The organism is Dawidia soli, assembly GCF_018598185.1.
Classification (GTDB): domain Bacteria; phylum Bacteroidota; class Bacteroidia; order Cytophagales; family Cyclobacteriaceae; genus Ohtaekwangia; species Ohtaekwangia soli.
Window position 1 is genome coordinate 17,511 of record NZ_JAHESC010000051.1, and the last position, 15,832, is coordinate 33,342.

Genomic DNA, 15,832 nt, shown 5'->3' on the forward strand with positions numbered 1-15,832 from the left:
GTGAAAAATCCAGGTCTAAAAATCATACCTATCTACTTATAAATGTAGATAATATTGCCCCCGGAGCAATGTACGGTTCTTCTTTTTAAAGATAGGTACTTGGTGCAATTTGTGTATATTAGTCAGGTACCGACGGATATTATGAAAATCACCGCTAAACTCGAGAACCATTTTAATTATCATGCCGTGACGGTCGAGACGGACGGAGTGGCGCGCGATGTTTCGATTCCGGGCAAAGTAGCGGGATTTGGATCGGCGGTAAACGGTGGCGAGTTGTTGTGCCTGGCGCTGGCGACGTGTTTTTGCAACGACCTGTACCGCGAGGCACACCGGCAGGCCCTCGTGATCCGCCGCGTGACGGTAGAAGCGTCGGCTGAGTTCCGTGCCGAGGGTCAGCCCGGCTATAATTTTCAGTATAAGGTCCACGCCGAGGGCGATGCCACCGACGAGCAGATCGACGCGCTTATCCGCCATACGGATACCGTGTCGGAAATACAGAACACCTTGCGCCGCGGATCGTCGGTCGTGCTAGTCGATGGATAGCCTGTAAAATTCCTCGCGGATGTTTACGAGCACTTCTTCGGCGTGCCGGATGTCGGGGACATCGGGCAGGTCTGCCGTTTGAAACAGCTCGCCGATCCGCTGCATTCTCTCTTCGGCCTGCTTTAACAGGTCTTCATACAAAAACTCCCCCGCCCGAATGCGTAGCAGCCATGCACGGTCGGCACGGCGCACATGCACGCGTCCTTCGCGGGCAATTTCTTCGGCCATGGCCAGTATCCGGAATACATGCATGATGTTCTTCGCGTCGTACCGGCGACCGTGGTTGAGCGTATTTTCATAGCGTGCTTCGTTGCGCGTCTGAACCCACTCCCAGTACTGGCGGTATTCTTTGCAGTATACCGAATATCCATCCTTGTTGAAGTATACCATTGCCTGCGGCTCCAGTCCGGCTGGTATCGAACTGAGCGATACCTCGTCGGCGGTTGCGCCGGAGGTGATGCCGTGAAGCTTACGATCGGTTTGCGACTGATGAAATACGACATAGACCTCGCGCATGTGCTCTACGCGCACGAGGCCGCAGTCTTCCTGGCGGTATTGGCGCTGGGCCAACCAGGTCGTGAGCGGCAGCGATCCCTGGCCTTCCAGTACATAACAAAAGTCAAGAATGGTTTTGCGCACCTCTCCCACCGGGTTCAGGATCTTTTTGTTCAGGCCACGGGCCTTTTTGATCTGCGCATACGCGTATTGTCCAAAGGTCTGGTTGCACAGCCGGGACAGGAACATTTCGGGCCTCAATCGGGCCATGGCCGGGTGACGATACAATACGCAGTCGTCGGGCGTACTGAGCAGCTCCAGGATGTTGGGATTGTTCTTTACCAGGAGGTCGACGATCTTGCCGATCTCGTAATATGCGATATCGTTGGTCTCGTTGTTAACCTGGTCGGTATACGTCATTCCGTAATATGCACGACGGGGCAGTATAAAAATGCCTTTGATGTCGGTATCGGAATGCGGCAGCGCCAGGCCATAGGCCTGGCTGCCGCTGATGCACTTTAGCAGGAGGTGCGTTTTACTATGTTCCAGTTCCTGCAGGGTCATACTACATATTTTCGAAAGAGTGTGTGTAAGGGCTCGCTGTCGGCCATAGGTTCTGTTGCGGGTGGTACCGCTTGTTTCAGCAACATTACCTCGGCCTGCAGGTATTCATTCAGCGTGGGCAGGGGTGCGACGGTATGGCCTTCGCACGCGGCCGCCTTCTGGCGCAGCAGGTCGTCTATTACGTCGTGCAGCGCCGTGGGTAACGATGCCCGGAGCTGCGAAAACGCAAGGGGAGGCACAGTACCACGCTCGGCAATCCACCGCGCTGCCAGCAACGGCCGAAGGGCATAAAAATACTTCTTCAGCCGGACTTCCGGCGCCGCAAGCTCGTATTCCACCACGCCCCTGGCCATGCTGAGGTAGTGGTGCATGGCGGCGCGGGGGGAGAAATAGCGCGGCATGAGTGCAGTCATGTCGGCCATGAAGTCGTCTTGTGCGGTGTATACCACGGGTGATTGCAACCATTCGTACAGGGGCGCATTGGACTTACGAAAAAGTCGTAACGCTTTTCGCAGTTCCCAGCCGCCGATATCGAGTACGGCATCCACCGGCAGGCCCAGCACGTCCGGTCGCTCGTCGATCGACAGGTAATAGTCTTTTTTGTGCACGTAAATAAACCGGGCATCGTAGTCGCTATCGGGCGAGGCAAATCCCCAGGCCCGGCTTCCCGACTCGCATGCCAGCAGGATCTTCACGTCAAATTGCCGCTCCAGGTCCGTCAGTCTGTCTAAAATAACATTTCTCATTTCCTTGCCCGCGTATCGTATAGGTTCCATGCTACAAAAGAAGTACACGACTGCGCACCCTTTTTGCGCAGGTGTGTTGGAGTGATCTTTTTTTTATAAAAAAAGCCTCGAACGATCCCGTCCAAGGCTTTTATGCGGCAGCTTTTAGACAACGTAGACTACTTCGTGCGCCTCGTGCGGGGCGGGTATTTCCAGCTTTTGCAACAGGTGCATCAGGGCCGCGTGGGGCACGGCGTGCTCCCGGTTGTTATTCTGGCGGAGCCAATCGTTATAGGGCACTTCGATGTATACCAACCGAACGCGCGCTTTGTATGAAACAAAGAGGTCGATCCACTGCGTGCGCAGTGACCGCGTGATGTTGGTGGCATTCCAGGCAAAGGGCTGCCCCTGGCGCAGGTATTCCCGGGCTTGCAGCTTGGCCTGTTGCACGGCCCAACCGGTGGCGGACGTGTCTTCCGGCTTGAGCTTGTGGCGGCGGCGGATGTCGTCGAGACTCACCACGGGCAGGCCGGGGTAATGCTTCTTTAAGAAGGTGTCTTTCCCCATGCCGGGCAGGCCCGACAGCATGATCACTTCGCCTTTCAGGTCGTCGTACGGAATATACTCTGGCGAGCCATTTTCTTTTCGGAAATATGTGAACCGGGCCAGGCCGTCGGCAAAGCGGCGCGGTGTCTGCCAGCACTGTTGCTCGTCGCAGAAGGCGCGGAACAACTCGACGCGGTCCAGCAGGTCTTGCTGGTCGGCGCAGATGCGTCCGCGGGCGTCGGCTTCCGCGAGCAGCGCCAGCAACGGCATCTGCACACGCAGGGATGCTTCCAGCAGGCTCTTGACGGGGTCGGGCTTCTCCATGGCCCACAGGGGCAGACCGTGATACCGCACCAGGGCGGCCACCTGCTCGCGTATGGCAAACGGCGCAGGCACCTGGGTGTATAAGACCGCCCGGGCGGTGCGTTCGCCGCGGCGGGCATGTCCCGGCGCGGTAATGTGGCTCCCCTCCTGTTGCGTTGTAGACCGTTTCTCGACGTCATGCAGCAGTGCGGCGGCCCAGAGGATCTGCTGTTGCTGCGGCGGCAGCGCCTGGTATTGCGCTGCCGCCTGCAAGGCTTGCAGCACCATGCGTGTGTGGATGGCCACGTTGCCTTCGGCATGGTGCACGGCGTCTTGCGGCACGTGCTGCATATCGGCCACCCAGGGAAATGTCTGCTCCAGGTGTGACCATTCTTTATTCTTGGTGATTGTCCATTCCATACTGTATTGATTTAAGATCCCGGACGATACTCCCAGGCGAACGGGGCACGCCGCCAATGGCGTGTCCAATGTTCGTCTGTTTTAACGTGTCCTTTCCGGACGTATTTCCATACGTGGCGTGGGAAGTCGGCCACGGCGTATTCGGCAGCGTTGCGGCTTACCACGCCCTCGCATGTACAAGGGGCTTGCGTGTGGATGTCGCGGGCCTCCAGCACGCTGGGCTGCGACACCAGGTCGAGCACTTCCTGCCGGTATACCGCCTCGGTCGACGGCGTCACCACACGCAGCTCGGGCACGGTGGGGAAGTCGAACATGGCGGCGTAGAATTTTACTTCTTCCCAGCTCAACCATGTGTCGAGCAGGCGCACGGCAAATACATAGTAGTGGTGCTCCAGGCGCCGGTATTCGATCGAATGCACGGCGTAGAGGTTCTCGCCGAAGATCTCCAGGTCACCGAGGTCGTTCCTGAGCAGCGCCCACCGTTCGCGTATAGCCTTGGTCCAGTCAGACGTTGTCGGTGCCGCGTGCGAACGGGCAAAGACGCCATACCGGCTCAGGCAATTATTCTCGCCATCGAGTTTTTCGGTATGCACCACGGCTTGCAGCACACGCACATCCTGCCAATAGTGGCGGCTGATGCGGTCGTCGCTGGTGGTGCCGGGCGAAAACGGATAATGATAGGTTCGCCCGTATTTTCTTGATATCGTCATTTGTCATTTTCATTTATGTAAAAAGGCATGGTTCTGCCGGGCCGACAACATATGCCGGCGGCAAACGAATGAACAAAACAATCCCGGCCTTCCGGAAGGAAGGCTTTATAGTCTAGTAGTACAGAAAGGGAAATACCATTTCACCTCCCGGGCGTGGGAGTTGTTTTGTGAGAGTATGGTATTAAAAGGCGAGCACGTTTATAGTCCCTCGTTTTAAAGGGTTGTACATGAATTGTGATACAAAGGTATCTGTTACCGCGTAAAAACGAAACACCCCTGAAAAGGTTTTCCAGGGGTGTGACAATCTATTCAATATCTTCTTTTTTTAGAACAGCCGGAACTTGTTGGCCAGTGACCCGGGCGAGGAGGCAATTTCTTTTGGCGTTTTGCCGCAGATGGCTTTGAAATCGCGGATGAAGTGTGATTGGTCGTGGTAGCCTACCACCTCGGCGATAGACGCCAGGCTGCTGGCTTCGTCTTTTTCGTAGATATACTTCAGCGCGTGGTTGAATTTTACAAGCTTGATGAACTGTTTGGGCGACATGCCGAAGTACTGCTGGAAGCGTGTGTGCAGGTGACGGGTGGAATATCCTACCTGTTCGGCCAGTTCCTCTACTTTCAGGCGATAGCCACCGGGGGCGGTGAGCGTTTGGTAGGTCTGCAAAAACTCGCTGTTGAACGGGTGATTGGCCAGCTGTTGCTCCATGTAGTCTTCGAAGATCCCGAAGATCTCCTTGTAATGATCGTCACCGGCGATCAGCGACGAGACGGGCATGAGCATGGCGGGCTCGTTCCAACGCTGGAACTGGTTGAGGATGCTCATGAGGCTTTTGCCGAAGATGAGGTTAAAGAACACCGGGTACATGGAGGCGCCGGCGATCCTGGCTTCGGTATGGATAAACTTCATGGCGGTGTTACAATAGCCGACGTAAAAGCCGTTTTGCAACGGGGTGGACTGGGTATCGTCGGCGAAGAAGGTCTCCATGGCTTTATCGGCCTCTATATAAAAGAACGAGGGGAGACCGTCGGGCAACAGAAAATCGGTTGCCGGTGTGTCGTTGTGGAATTCCAGTACAAAAAAGTTTTTTACGACGGCACCCAGCGATTCGCGGGGCGCGACCGTCTCAAATCTAAAGCTCATGACTATACACTTGTAAAAATCAGCGCAAACTTAACATTCGGTCCGGACTAATCAACAAGGATTATTCCGGTTCATACAACGCGGGGTTACATGGCGCCAAATGCACCTCCGCGTTGTACTTCTGTCCATTTTGGTTTAATAACCCTATAGTATCTTTCGGTTCCTATATCCCTGGTACTGTTTTGTACAGAACGGGTTGGAATGACGTGTAACTGTTCCGGTTACAGCGTTACCTTTTTTTATTATAGAACGGCCGAATGGTTGTTTGCGTTCCGATCGAGAACGTCAGTCTTATTCAAAAAATTGTCCAGGGCCTGCGATCTCCGGGCCTTTCCCTAGTGGGTACGTGGCATCTTCACGGCCTGTTCCAGGAAGTCCAGGATCTCCCGGGCGATCTCGGTATGGTGTGTTTCGAGCGCGAAGTGACCGGTATCGTAAAAGCGTACCCTGGCGTTGGGAATATCGCGTTTATAGGCGTCGGCACCGGCCGGCAGGAAAAAGGGGTCCTTGTCGCCCCAGGTGGCGAGCAAGGGCGGCTTCTTGTCGCGGAAGTATTGCTGAAATTCCGGATAGCGGGCTACGTTGTTTTTATAGTCGCCCATGAGGTCCAGCTGGATGTCGGCGTTGCCGGGACGGTCGAGGAAGTACTGGTCGAGCGTGTAGGTCTCCGGCGCGATCAGCGACTTGTCGGGTACGCCTTCTTCATACTGGAAACGGGTTAGCTCGAGCGTTACGAACTGCCGCAGGGCCTCGCGGTTGGTGTTTGCAGGATCCTGCCAGTAGCGTTGTATCGGGGTCCAGGCCTGGCTAAGCCCCTCTTCGTATGCGTTACCGTTCTGCGATATGATGGCCGTGATCTTTTCGGGGTTTGCTATCGCCAGGCGGTATCCTACCGGCGCGCCGTAATCAAAGACATAGATCGCGAACCGTTTCAGCGCTAGCGTGTCGATAAAGGCTTGCAGGGTGTGGGCAAGGTTGTCGAATGTGTACGTGTATTGTTCGCGCGGTGGCATGGCGGAACAACCAAAACCCGGCAGGTCGGGCGCAATGACGCGGTATTGCGTGCTCAATACCGGAATGAGGTTCCGGAACATGAATGACGACGTCGGGAAGCCGTGCAGCAAGAGCACGACAGGCGCTTCGGCAGGACCCGCTTCGCGGTAAAAGATCTCCAGGCCCTCGGCCTGTGCCATGCGGCAGTGTACAGGATGTTGTTGTTTCATAAGGTAAATGTGTTTTGCATGGCCAAAACAAGTACCTTTGATTGATCTTTAGAAACGATTAATACTCATAATAACTATCACTAATTGTGATCTATGAATTTCCATGACCTGAAACTGTTCGAGGCCGTCGTCTTTCACGGAAACTTTACGAAAGCGGCCGATGCGATGCACACGGTGCAATCGAATGTGACGGCGCGCATCAAGGCCCTGGAGGAAGCCTTTGACGTACAGCTCCTGACGCGCAGCCCGCGCAAGGTGAGCCTTACCACGGCGGGCGAGAAACTGCTGTATTACAGCAAGCAGATCAATCATCTGCTGGACGAGGCCCGCCGGGAGATCCACTCCGCCGGGCAGGTGATCGGTGAGCTGAAGATCGGCTGTATCGAGACAACGCTGGCGTTGAAGGTGCCGGCACTGATCAATCAATTTGGTGAAGAGTATCCTGATGTGCTGCTGGAATTCAAGTCGGGCCTGCCGGGTGATCTGATACAGGATGTGCTGCATTACAAGCTGGACGCCGCGTTTGTATCGGCTCCGATCGATATACCCGAACTGGAACAGCGGCATGTGAAAAAGGATAAGCTGGTGTTGGTGACGGCGGCGAATACGGATATTAAAACGGCGCTGGCGGCCAAGGCTGTGCGGGTGGTCGTATTCGATCAGGGTTGTAGTTACCGGGCGCGGCTGGAGGCGTGGTTGAATGCGAAGGGTATCGGGCGGTATACCTGCACGATCATGAATACGATGGAGGGGATTGTGAATTTTGTGGAAGCGGGTGTGGGGATCAGCGTGTTACCGGAAGACCTGGTGACGCAGTTCTATTCGCGGCGGAAGCTGAATACCTTTTCGCTGGGGAGGGGGTTGGATACGTTGTCGACTGTTCTCATCTACAGACGGAACGTGCCGATGTCGGCGGCGTTGAAGGCGTTTGTGGCGTTGTATTGACGGCTATTTATAGGGCGTTGGCATAGTTTTAGGCCGTGTATGTCAACACTAAATAATACGGATATGCCATGGAATAAAACCAACTATCCGCCGTCGATGAAGAATTTACCGGCGGCGGTGCGCAACAAAGCGGTCGAGATCGCCAATGCGCTGCTCGCGGGAACGGATATGCCGGAAGGTATCGCAATTGCCACGGCGACGAGTCGTGCGAAGGATTGGGCCGCGAATCGCGGCAAGGATACAGAAAGTCATGCACCGGAGTCGCGCCCGACCGATGTGAAAGAGCATGGTGAGGATCGTTATGTTATTCCGTATCACGGCGACCAGTGGGCGGTAAAAAAAGAGCGTAGTGAAAAGGTGGAGAAGGTTTTTGATAAGAAAGCCGATGCGGTGAAGCTGGGGCGGCGTGAAGCGAAGGACGCCAACGCGGCACTGACCGTGCAGAAGAAGACCGGCAAGCTGCAGAAGCGCACGTCGTATAATCCCAACAAGCGGGGCCGCAAGCAATCGTAACGCGCGAGATTGATGCAATCTGGGGATGGGTGAGGATAAATACCACAATGCTTTGTCCACGGACTGCCTCAATTGCGCGTGTGGGGCGATCTTCGTGAGCGGCACAATATTTAAAGATTCTTATCCCGGAAAATCATTATCCACACGAAACTAAAAAAGACAGTCATGAAAAAGGCAATGTTTGGATTCTGCTTACTGCTCGGGAGTGCAGTAGCGACGTATGCACAGGACACCACTTCAACATCAAGAAGCAGTGATCAATACCGCAGCACACAACAGGATAAGCAAAAAGACAAAGACGAGTACACCGACAAGGAGGTGATCGCTACCAGCGACCTGCCGCAACGTGTACGCGATCAGATTCAAGGTCAGGATTACTCCGGCTGGACCGTGAGCAAAGCGTATCGTAAAACAAAGGACGGCAAGACGATGTATGCCGTGGAGCTGATGCAAGGCAGCGACAAAAAGATCGTGAAGTTCGACGCCCAGGGTAACAAGCTGAAAGAAAAGAACAAATAGCCAGGGGGCTACTCTGCATAGTCCATGCTATAGAAAAGGTGCACCGGTTAGCGGTGCACCTTTTTTGTTGTGACGGTTGCTTTGGCTGCGAAGGTCAGTCCGGCGGTGGCCAGCGCTTGCCGCAGCCCGGGCAAGCTGGCCGGGCCTATGCCGTGTAGCGCCAGGATGTCGGCTTCACTCTTTTCAGCGAGCTGCTGGAGTGTCTCTATGCCGGCTCCCGTTAATGCACGTTGTGCCGGGGCGCTCAAGGCTGTCATGAATCCCGCTGTCGCTTTTGCTTCCTGTGCACAGGTGGGACAGGTGGGGCAATCGCTGCTTTTATAATAGCGATGGCCGTGTTCGCAAATGCGCAGGGTCTTGAGCTTAAGCATCATGCTTATTGCGCTTCGGTATATTTCACGAAGTTGTCGAGGATCGCCTGCCAACCGGCGCGCTGCATGTCGACGGAGTGTTGTGTTTCCGCGTCGAATGTTTCGACCACACGCGTGTTGTTGCCTTCGGAGGTGAACTCCACTTTTACGGTGCGGCCGTCGCCCATGGTATAGGCGATCAGCTTGTTGGTCTCTACGGCGGTGTATACGCCACCGAAGTCGAAGCTCATGCTGCCGTCTTTGGCGGCCATGGTCGTTTTGAAGGTGCCGTCTTTGCGCAGGTCGTTTTCCGAATGGGGCGCGTGCCAGTCGTCGGACGCGAAGGCCCATTGGGTGATGTGTTCAGGCTCGTTCCAGTATGTCCATACTTTGCTTACGGGTGCTTTTACGACGGCTTCTACGGTGACGGCAGTGGTTTTGCTTTCGGTTGTCATGGTATTTTGTGTTTAAGGTTGTTGATTCCTGTTGATGTGACAAACCTATTACAATTTTCCCGGATGCAGGTGGGTAAAAAACGACAACTTCCGGGGTGTTCTGTGACAAGCGGACGCTACGCTATTTATTCTGATGAGCGGTATCTTTTTCATGTGTAAAATGAGTAGGTTAGGTTATGCAAAGATCTATTCCCGGTTACGCGTGTATCGCGCTGTTGCTTCTTTCCGTTGTTGCGCTGGGGCAGCCGAAGTCGTCCGATGTGATGACCAAGCCCTTCATTACCAATGTTATGAAACGTGTATGCGATTGGCAATTAGCCAACCCGGTCTCTTTTAATGCACGGAACGAAAACGACTGGGCACGTGCGGCCTTTTATACCGGCGTGATCGCCACGTATCAAACCACCGGCGACAAACATTACCTGGATGCCGCCACGGCGTGGGCCGAGTCGTTCCACTGGAAGCTGGCGCAACGGTTCCGCCATGCTGACGATCACGCCAAGGGTCAAACATACCTGGCGATCTATGCCGAAAAGAAAGATCCGGTCATGATCGCCGACATCCGCCATACGTTCGACTCGCTCATACTCGACCCCCGGCCGGGGCGTGAGGATTGGTGGTGGTGCGATGCGTTGTTTATGGCGCCGCCGGTGCTGGCGCGACTCGCGGCGGTCACGGGTGAACGCAAGTACCGCGACTATTTAAACACGATGTTCTGGGATTCTCATGCTTTTCTCTATGATCAGGAAGAGCATCTCTTTTATCGCGATAAGAGCTTCTTTGATAAGAAGACACCACGGGGTAGAAAGACCTTCTGGGCGCGCGGCAACGGTTGGGTGATGGCCGGTACGGTGCGCGTGTTGCAATACCTGCCGAAGGATGATCCACGCTATAACAACTACGTCAACCTGCTGCGCGAGATGGCGGCGGCGGTGAAGAAGATCCAGTCCGTCGATGGGTTGTGGCGCCCGAGCCTGTTGGATGAAGAAGAGGTACCTCACCCCGAGACGAGCGGATCGGCATTCTTTTGTTATGCGCTGACGTGGGGCATCAATAATAATGTGCTGCCCGCGAAGGATTATCTGCCGGTGGTAAAGAAGGCATGGGCCGGTCTGAACCACTATGTGACAGCCGAGGGCAAACTGCAATGGGTGCAGCCTATCGGTGCTTCGCCGGATAAGGTGACGATCGACAACTACCAGGAGTATGGATCGGGTGCCTTTTTGCTGGCGGGTAGCGAATTGTATAAGATCAAATAGGCTTGCGCATCGTTATGAGCAATTTGCTGAAGCCGGCTTTTTCGTAGGATAGTATGGCGGGGGTATTGTCATAGTATACCTCCAGCCGCATTTCGGTGATGCCTTGTTTTACAGACCACGTGCGGAGCGCGTCCACTACGGCACGGGCAATGCCTTTGCCGCGGTGGTGGGGCACGACGTACATGAAGCCGACATAGGCGTGTTGTTTGTAGTTTACAAAGGGCAGCCCCTGCTCGATGCGGGCATAGCCGCTGCCGACGATCTCGTCGCCCAGCGTGGCCACCATTAACGCGATGTGTGTCGCGGTGATCATTCCTTCCAGATCATAATATTGCAGCGGATCGGGGCCAAGTGTAGGGTCGAAAGGGCGCTCGGCGAGGATCACGCCTTGCTCGAAGGTGCGGAGCGTGGGGATGTCGTCGTGCGTGGCGGCCCGCAGGGTGAGTAGTGGCGGTGTCATCATCGCTCAATTTACAAACACATGATCGTTATTCCATTTATATTTGATATTGAATTATAGTATTCGTTATATATATATCGTATGGTGAAAAACCGTATGTTTGGTATGTGCTTCTCTTTTGTAAATAGCAAGCGATCGTTAGCACACGCGAAGCGCGGCGTGTATATATCATCTATTTATGAACGAAACAATACGACAATCTCAGCCGGCGGCGTATGCTGCCATCGACGAAGCCACGAGGGCTTCGGGGTTTACCATGGCGTCGGATATACTGACGTGCTCGCTGCTGCGCACGCTGGCGGCGTCCAAGCCGGGCGGTACGTTCCTGGAGCTGGGCACGGGCACCGGCCTTTCAACGTCGTGGATACTGGACGGCATGGATGCCGATTCGACGCTCGTGTCGATCGATCACGATGCTAATCTTTTGGCGATTGCCGGTCGGTTCCTCGGTGGCGATGCGCGGTTAAAGCTCGTGACCACGGATGGGGAGCAGTGGGTGATGAGGCATTTGGCAGAACGGTATGATTATGTGTTTGCCGATACCTGGCACGGGAAGTATCTGTTGCTGGATGAAGTGCTGGCGATGGTGAAGCCGGGTGGGCTTTATATAATCGATGATATGCTGCCGCAGCCGAACTGGCCGGAGGGGCATGATCTGAAAGTTGCACGGCTTGTTGAGGAACTGGAGGGGAGAGGGGATCTTGTGGTGACGAAGCAGGCTTGGGCGTCGGGGATTTTGATTGCGGTGAAGCGGTAGGTAGTAGTACGCAAGGGGCTTGGGCGGGGGTGGTTGGCGAAGGGACGTTCTGTCGGAGGGCATTGTTGGTTGATTGGTGATTGTAGTACGTGGTAGATGGCTCCAAGGGCAGTCGGAGACTGCCGCCATGCTGGGTCCAAGTCACGCACATCCGCTCCGCTTGGTGCTAAGACTTGAACCAGTTGTTGGCGCGATGAGCTATATTCGAAACTAGGTATCTTATTGCTATTCTGTATACAGCGCTGCTTATTATAAATGGCTGCAGGAGACGGCGGTGACGGTCATGGATTCGAGGGCGATGGCGACGGTGGGGGTGTTGGTGGACCAGAGGGCGTCGGGCATGACAACGAACATGGTGCGTTTGCCGTCGTGGGAGGAGAGGCGGATGTGGCACTCGTCGAGGAATTGCTCGCAGCTCTTTTTGTTGTAGAGGGTGGCGACTTCGTCGAGGGTCATGCCGGGCTCGATGGATTCGCATTTACCATGATAACACAATACGCGGCGTTGATAGGCAATGGTTTTGAAACCTACGTACAGCACGGCGCACGCACCAACACAAGCGAAAATAATTTTTAGCGTCTTCATGGCAGGTATATTAAAAGTCAGGCACAATGGCGCGACGAAGTCAACTTGTTAAAACAGGGGGGAAATTGATTGGGCCAGGATTACGAACATGAAGATAGTAACTTTCGCCGGCGAAGCAAAGACCGATCGCTCCAACGGTCAAACGCCAGGATGTTCACGGCCACTAATATTTCCCCAATCCTTACGCCTTTTATGTGCACTATGGTACCGGTTAGTGTGCTGAACTTTTGGGTGGAACCCGGTAACATCTATCAAAAACCTCGAAAATCTCATAAAACGAACCGGTGGCTACTGGAAAAGTGGTTATGAGTATATACCTGAAAAATGAGGTAAAAAATAGATTGAGGGTGTTGTGTAGAAAAGCGCCAGTTTAACCTTAAATTCATACCTTCAAAACATCACGATAATGGAAACAGTGACCTACACCGAAGCGCTGAAGTACCAGTTGGCCATGGTGCGCGAGACTGCCAACGAGCTTGCCAAGGAGGAACCTTCCAAGTCGGTGGAGCAGCTGTTGGCTGAGATCAAGTTTGTCAAGGAATTATTGGACGAAGCTTGTCAATTTGTTGACTGATGTACGCCAAGGGCCGATTGCCCCTGTTGCTTTCCTCCCATCTATACGCCCTTCGCGCGTGGCCTGATCGTATTCCGCCGGTGATGTCGTTTCGACAACGCATTCCATAGCTATACTTGCCGTATAAACCTGCTCCGGGGTGCTGACGCGGCAGCACGTTTACGGGCATGCTTTCACAACACGCAAACGCTTTACAAAAAAACAACGCACTGTGATGCCTTATGTCGTTTGCCACATGCTGGGATCGGTGGACGGGCGGATCAAACAAGATATCCGGGCACTGAAAGATTCTGCCCGGTATTTTGAAGAGCCGGCAGCCAGGATCAAAACCGACCTGCCTGTAGGCAGTACCACCATGCAGGAATTTTCGAATAAGAAAAAACACGCGCTGACAACACGCCGGACGAATATTCCCAAGGAAGACTTTTGTCGCTGAGCCCCAGGCCAAGGGTTATGCCGCGCTGGCGGGGGCAGTCGGTAAAACGTATCTATGGCGACTTTTTGCGGCTGCGCTACAAGGTGCTGCGCGGCACGCGGGCCCGCCAGTAGTGTGAACCGTACACGCACAACTGCTGCGCTGTGCGCCTAAACGGATCGCAGCGCAGCTTTTCTTTCTATTTTGCTGCGATTCGTTCGATAACCCTACATTGGCCCGCAGGCTGCCCGATCGCTCAATATCTTTGGGGTTTAAACACATGCAAACAAAAGTCTCCGTATGAAAGCGTTTGTGACCCTCGCGTTATCCCTTGCCCTGGCTACTGCCCTATCGGCGCAAAGCCTGAACCACAACTGGAAAAAAGATCTCGCTGCTTCGTTGGAAGTATTTAAAGGCTGCGCGCCCAATAACACCGGCACGCCCACGAACTGTAACAAGCTGCAGGGCGAGACGTTGAACACGGTATATAAAGTAAACGACTTTTTTTCGCAGAAGGCCGGTCGCTATATGACGGTGAGCGAGGTGGCGGGTTTTCTGAAACAAAGCGGCAGCTGGACGGCACTCGGCCCGGCCTACCTGCAAGAGACGTTGTCGCAGGCCCAGCAAGCGGCGAATGAAAACAAGGCGGTGGTGGCAGTATATCAAAATGCATCGGCTGTCGGCCACGTGGCATTGATCCTGCCGGGTGAGCTGGAGGCGTCGGGTTCCTGGGGGTTGAACGTGCCCAATACGGCTTCTTTTTTCCTGCCGGACCCGGGTCGTTCGTTTGTGGCCAAAGGGCTGTCGTTTGCCTTTACGAAGATCATGTTGAAGGATATTGCCGTCTACGTGCGCAAATATTAAGCGCGCCTTTCGTTTTTCCACTCAAAATGCGTTCTGTGTGGCCCGCCTGAGGTCCATTGTTCAGCCATAACCCCGGTTACCGCCGGGGTTTCTTTTTTTATCGCGGCGATAATATCTTTACTATATCGTGTGACTTCCATTTTTGCCAGGCATTATGCTATCGGCACCGGCAGGGTCGACAGCCGACAGCGTTGCCTGACCGTCAGGAGCCGGTGCGGACGATCACCTAAACCTAACAGCTATGCGCAAACCGCTCACAGTCTTTTTCCTGCTGATCTCCTGGCAAGGAGCCCAGGCATGCTTGAATGAATACGGTGCCGTAAACCTTTCGGGGCGCGACGCCGGCGAATTTTTTGAACCCGGGACACACGAACCTTATTTCCGGGCGTTCAACCGGGTATTTTCCGAGAACTTTGTTGCCTCTCACCACCTTCATGAAGTACCTGCCGACGATTACAAAACGCGCTCGGATATAGCCTTTCACCTGACACGGCTCGGGCGTTATAACGAATCACTTGTCATCCTCCGGGATCTTGTTAAGCGCTATCCGCATGAGTATAACATCCTCGCGAACCTGGGCACCCTCTATGAGCTGAACAACATGCCCGACTCGGCGTTGCGCATATTGCGTTTTACGAATAAACGCTTTCCGGAGGGACACTATGGTAGCGAATGGTTCCACCTGAAGATACTGGAGGCGAAGCTCCACCTACGCGAAGATCCTCACTGGCTGGAACAGCATCGCGTACTCGCGCTGGGGATAACGCAAGCCTCGGCCGACACATCGCAGCAATTTCAGGATAACATGAACAAATTATGGGAAGCAACGTATCAGCTGCACGAGCGTATTCCCTTTACGCCTACACCGGACCTCCTCCTGGCGAATGTCCTGAATGAGCTGGCCGACGCCCTGGCGATCGAGTATTCCATGCTGGAGGCCTACAAATTTTACTATATCGGCATGCAGTACGACCCGCAGGATACGTATGGCATGCGGGCGAAACAGCAGGCGCTTATCGAGCCAATAAAGAAGGCGGGGCTTGAAATCCCGGATGCACCTGCGTTGAGACGATTCTTTCCACCGGCAGACAGTATACCCTTGATCCGCGATCACCACACGCAGTATAGCTCGTCGGAAAAACAGATGGAACGGGTGCTGGCGTACCAGGAGGCGGAGCTGGACCGGAGGAATCCGTTTCCCTGGAACTGGGTGGGCGCTGTGGTGGTGTTGATCGCAGGGTATATTTATATCAGGAGGATCAAGCCGGAGACAGGAAGAGAGCGATGATATTCCCGACGTGGGGATTAAACGGCAGTGGCAGGGTCACTGCCGTTTTTTTTATCGTGATCGATGGTAGCCTCGGCAGTCTGAAAGACCTGTCGTCAATACTTTAGCAATTTTGGCACATTGTAGATCGAGCGGGGTGTGTACTTTTGAGGTGCGCGCAGTAAGTATCTTTCAATTT

General features: G+C 54.3%; 20 protein-coding genes. 10 read left to right on the top strand and 10 right to left on the bottom strand.

What is annotated here, in order from left to right:
- Nucleotides 1-141: 141 nt before the first annotated feature.
- Complete coding sequence (locus KK078_RS25385) at nt 142-543, top strand: OsmC family protein (RefSeq protein ID WP_254093143.1); 402 nt, start codon at nt 142-144, stop codon at nt 541-543.
- Here KK078_RS25385 and KK078_RS25390 read toward each other — a convergent pair.
- The 6 genes from KK078_RS25390 to KK078_RS25415 form a co-directional block, all read right to left on the bottom strand.
- Complete coding sequence (locus KK078_RS25390) at nt 529-1,602, bottom strand: DNA polymerase beta superfamily protein (RefSeq protein ID WP_254093144.1); 1,074 nt, start codon at nt 1,600-1,602, stop codon at nt 529-531. The two genes, KK078_RS25385 and KK078_RS25390, sit on opposite strands and share 15 nt — an antisense overlap.
- Nucleotides 1,599-2,348 carry a nucleotidyltransferase domain-containing protein gene (locus tag KK078_RS25395; protein ID WP_254093145.1) on the bottom strand — a complete coding sequence of 250 codons (750 nt, stop codon included), beginning with the start codon at nt 2,346-2,348 and terminating at the stop codon, nt 1,599-1,601. Before KK078_RS25395 ends, KK078_RS25390 begins: the two co-directional genes overlap by 4 nt.
- 144 nt (nt 2,349-2,492) lie before the next feature.
- Nucleotides 2,493-3,596 (bottom strand): AAA family ATPase, encoded by a 1,104-nt coding sequence (locus tag KK078_RS25400; RefSeq protein ID WP_254093146.1) that lies wholly within the window; start codon nt 3,594-3,596, stop codon nt 2,493-2,495.
- An 11-nt stretch (nt 3,597-3,607) separates the two neighbouring features.
- Nucleotides 3,608-4,306, bottom strand: coding sequence for an RNA ligase family protein (locus KK078_RS25405; RefSeq protein WP_254093147.1), 699 nt, complete (start codon nt 4,304-4,306; stop codon nt 3,608-3,610).
- A gap of 325 nt (nt 4,307-4,631) precedes the next feature.
- Complete coding sequence (locus tag KK078_RS25410) at nt 4,632-5,447, bottom strand: helix-turn-helix transcriptional regulator (protein WP_254093148.1); 816 nt, start codon at nt 5,445-5,447, stop codon at nt 4,632-4,634.
- A gap of 335 nt (nt 5,448-5,782) precedes the next feature.
- The gene (locus KK078_RS25415) at nt 5,783-6,670 is read right to left on the bottom strand and encodes an alpha/beta fold hydrolase (protein WP_254093149.1); all 888 of its coding nucleotides are present in this window, start codon (nt 6,668-6,670) and stop codon (nt 5,783-5,785) included.
- Nucleotides 6,671-6,763: 93 nt separating this feature from the next.
- Here KK078_RS25415 and KK078_RS25420 point away from each other — a divergent pair, with 93 nt between their 5' ends.
- The 3 genes from KK078_RS25420 to KK078_RS25430 all read left to right on the top strand — a co-directional run bounded on the left by KK078_RS25420 (nt 6,764) and on the right by KK078_RS25430 (nt 8,647).
- Nucleotides 6,764-7,615, top strand: a complete 852-nt coding sequence (locus KK078_RS25420; RefSeq protein WP_254093150.1) for a LysR family transcriptional regulator — start codon at nt 6,764-6,766, stop codon at nt 7,613-7,615.
- 63 nt (nt 7,616-7,678) lie between these two features.
- Entirely contained in the window at nt 7,679-8,128 is a 450-nt protein-coding gene (locus KK078_RS25425; protein WP_254093151.1) for a DUF2188 domain-containing protein, read from the top strand.
- A gap of 165 nt (nt 8,129-8,293) precedes the next feature.
- On the top strand, nt 8,294-8,647 hold the full coding sequence (locus KK078_RS25430) for a hypothetical protein (protein ID WP_254093152.1): 354 nt from the start codon (nt 8,294-8,296) through the stop codon (nt 8,645-8,647).
- A gap of 47 nt (nt 8,648-8,694) precedes the next feature.
- Here KK078_RS25430 and KK078_RS25435 read toward each other — a convergent pair whose 3' ends face one another.
- Both KK078_RS25435 and KK078_RS25440 read right to left on the bottom strand, forming a co-directional pair.
- Nucleotides 8,695-9,021, bottom strand: a complete 327-nt coding sequence (locus KK078_RS25435; protein WP_254093153.1) for an RNA polymerase alpha subunit C-terminal domain-containing protein — start codon at nt 9,019-9,021, stop codon at nt 8,695-8,697.
- 2 nt (nt 9,022-9,023) lie between these two features.
- Nucleotides 9,024-9,452 (bottom strand): SRPBCC family protein, encoded by a 429-nt coding sequence (locus KK078_RS25440; RefSeq protein ID WP_254093154.1) that lies wholly within the window; start codon nt 9,450-9,452, stop codon nt 9,024-9,026.
- Nucleotides 9,453-9,628: 176 nt separating this feature from the next.
- On the opposite strand from KK078_RS25440, the gene KK078_RS25445 reads away from it, so the two are divergent.
- Complete coding sequence (locus tag KK078_RS25445) at nt 9,629-10,711, top strand: glycoside hydrolase family 88/105 protein (protein ID WP_254093155.1); 1,083 nt, start codon at nt 9,629-9,631, stop codon at nt 10,709-10,711.
- Here the strand turns inward: KK078_RS25445 and KK078_RS25450 are convergent.
- Nucleotides 10,704-11,171, bottom strand: coding sequence for a GNAT family N-acetyltransferase (locus tag KK078_RS25450; RefSeq protein WP_254093156.1), 468 nt, complete (start codon nt 11,169-11,171; stop codon nt 10,704-10,706). The genes KK078_RS25445 and KK078_RS25450 overlap by 8 nt on opposite strands.
- Before the next feature lie 178 nt (nt 11,172-11,349).
- Here KK078_RS25450 and KK078_RS25455 point away from each other — a divergent pair, with 178 nt between their 5' ends.
- Nucleotides 11,350-11,928, top strand: a complete 579-nt coding sequence (locus KK078_RS25455; RefSeq protein ID WP_254093157.1) for an O-methyltransferase — start codon at nt 11,350-11,352, stop codon at nt 11,926-11,928.
- Between the two features lie 249 nt (nt 11,929-12,177).
- Here KK078_RS25455 and KK078_RS25460 read toward each other — a convergent pair whose 3' ends face one another.
- On the bottom strand, nt 12,178-12,513 hold the full coding sequence (locus KK078_RS25460; RefSeq protein WP_254093158.1) for a hypothetical protein: 336 nt from the start codon (nt 12,511-12,513) through the stop codon (nt 12,178-12,180).
- Between the two features lie 406 nt (nt 12,514-12,919).
- Between KK078_RS25460 and KK078_RS25465 the strand changes: the two genes are divergently transcribed.
- From KK078_RS25465 to KK078_RS25480, 4 genes are all read left to right on the top strand, one after another.
- Nucleotides 12,920-13,087 (top strand): hypothetical protein, encoded by a 168-nt coding sequence (locus tag KK078_RS25465; RefSeq protein ID WP_254093159.1) that lies wholly within the window; start codon nt 12,920-12,922, stop codon nt 13,085-13,087.
- Between the two features lie 214 nt (nt 13,088-13,301).
- Nucleotides 13,302-13,523, top strand: coding sequence for a hypothetical protein (locus tag KK078_RS25470; protein WP_254093160.1), 222 nt, complete (start codon nt 13,302-13,304; stop codon nt 13,521-13,523).
- Between the two features lie 279 nt (nt 13,524-13,802).
- Complete coding sequence (locus tag KK078_RS25475) at nt 13,803-14,366, top strand: hypothetical protein (protein ID WP_254093161.1); 564 nt, start codon at nt 13,803-13,805, stop codon at nt 14,364-14,366.
- 241 nt (nt 14,367-14,607) lie between these two features.
- Complete coding sequence (locus KK078_RS25480) at nt 14,608-15,654, top strand: tetratricopeptide repeat protein (protein WP_254093162.1); 1,047 nt, start codon at nt 14,608-14,610, stop codon at nt 15,652-15,654.
- The last annotated feature ends 178 nt before the right edge of the window (nt 15,655-15,832 follow it).

Bases quoted from the DNA above. Each gene is read 5' to 3' on its own strand.
- KK078_RS25400 (WP_254093146.1), bottom strand. From the start codon at position 3,596: ATGGAATGGACAATCACCAAGAATAAAGAATGGTCACACCTGGAGCAG.
- KK078_RS25440 (WP_254093154.1), bottom strand. From the start codon at position 9,452: ATGACAACCGAAAGCAAAACCACTGCCGTCACCGTAGAAGCCGTCGTA.
- KK078_RS25480 (WP_254093162.1), top strand. From the start codon at position 14,608: ATGCGCAAACCGCTCACAGTCTTTTTCCTGCTGATCTCCTGGCAAGGA.
- KK078_RS25405 (WP_254093147.1), bottom strand. From the start codon at position 4,306: ATGACGATATCAAGAAAATACGGGCGAACCTATCATTATCCGTTTTCG.
- KK078_RS25465 (WP_254093159.1), top strand. From the start codon at position 12,920: ATGGAAACAGTGACCTACACCGAAGCGCTGAAGTACCAGTTGGCCATG.
- KK078_RS25445 (WP_254093155.1), top strand. From the start codon at position 9,629: ATGCAAAGATCTATTCCCGGTTACGCGTGTATCGCGCTGTTGCTTCTT.
- KK078_RS25475 (WP_254093161.1), top strand. From the start codon at position 13,803: ATGAAAGCGTTTGTGACCCTCGCGTTATCCCTTGCCCTGGCTACTGCC.
- KK078_RS25430 (WP_254093152.1), top strand. From the start codon at position 8,294: ATGAAAAAGGCAATGTTTGGATTCTGCTTACTGCTCGGGAGTGCAGTA.
- KK078_RS25450 (WP_254093156.1), bottom strand. From the start codon at position 11,171: ATGACACCGCCACTACTCACCCTGCGGGCCGCCACGCACGACGACATC.
- KK078_RS25460 (WP_254093158.1), bottom strand. From the start codon at position 12,513: ATGAAGACGCTAAAAATTATTTTCGCTTGTGTTGGTGCGTGCGCCGTG.
- KK078_RS25420 (WP_254093150.1), top strand. From the start codon at position 6,764: ATGAATTTCCATGACCTGAAACTGTTCGAGGCCGTCGTCTTTCACGGA.
- KK078_RS25425 (WP_254093151.1), top strand. From the start codon at position 7,679: ATGCCATGGAATAAAACCAACTATCCGCCGTCGATGAAGAATTTACCG.
- KK078_RS25470 (WP_254093160.1), top strand. From the start codon at position 13,302: ATGCCTTATGTCGTTTGCCACATGCTGGGATCGGTGGACGGGCGGATC.
- KK078_RS25385 (WP_254093143.1), top strand. From the start codon at position 142: ATGAAAATCACCGCTAAACTCGAGAACCATTTTAATTATCATGCCGTG.
- KK078_RS25415 (WP_254093149.1), bottom strand. From the start codon at position 6,670: ATGAAACAACAACATCCTGTACACTGCCGCATGGCACAGGCCGAGGGC.
- KK078_RS25395 (WP_254093145.1), bottom strand. From the start codon at position 2,348: ATGAGAAATGTTATTTTAGACAGACTGACGGACCTGGAGCGGCAATTT.
- KK078_RS25410 (WP_254093148.1), bottom strand. From the start codon at position 5,447: ATGAGCTTTAGATTTGAGACGGTCGCGCCCCGCGAATCGCTGGGTGCC.
- KK078_RS25455 (WP_254093157.1), top strand. From the start codon at position 11,350: ATGAACGAAACAATACGACAATCTCAGCCGGCGGCGTATGCTGCCATC.
- KK078_RS25435 (WP_254093153.1), bottom strand. From the start codon at position 9,021: ATGATGCTTAAGCTCAAGACCCTGCGCATTTGCGAACACGGCCATCGC.
- KK078_RS25390 (WP_254093144.1), bottom strand. From the start codon at position 1,602: ATGACCCTGCAGGAACTGGAACATAGTAAAACGCACCTCCTGCTAAAG.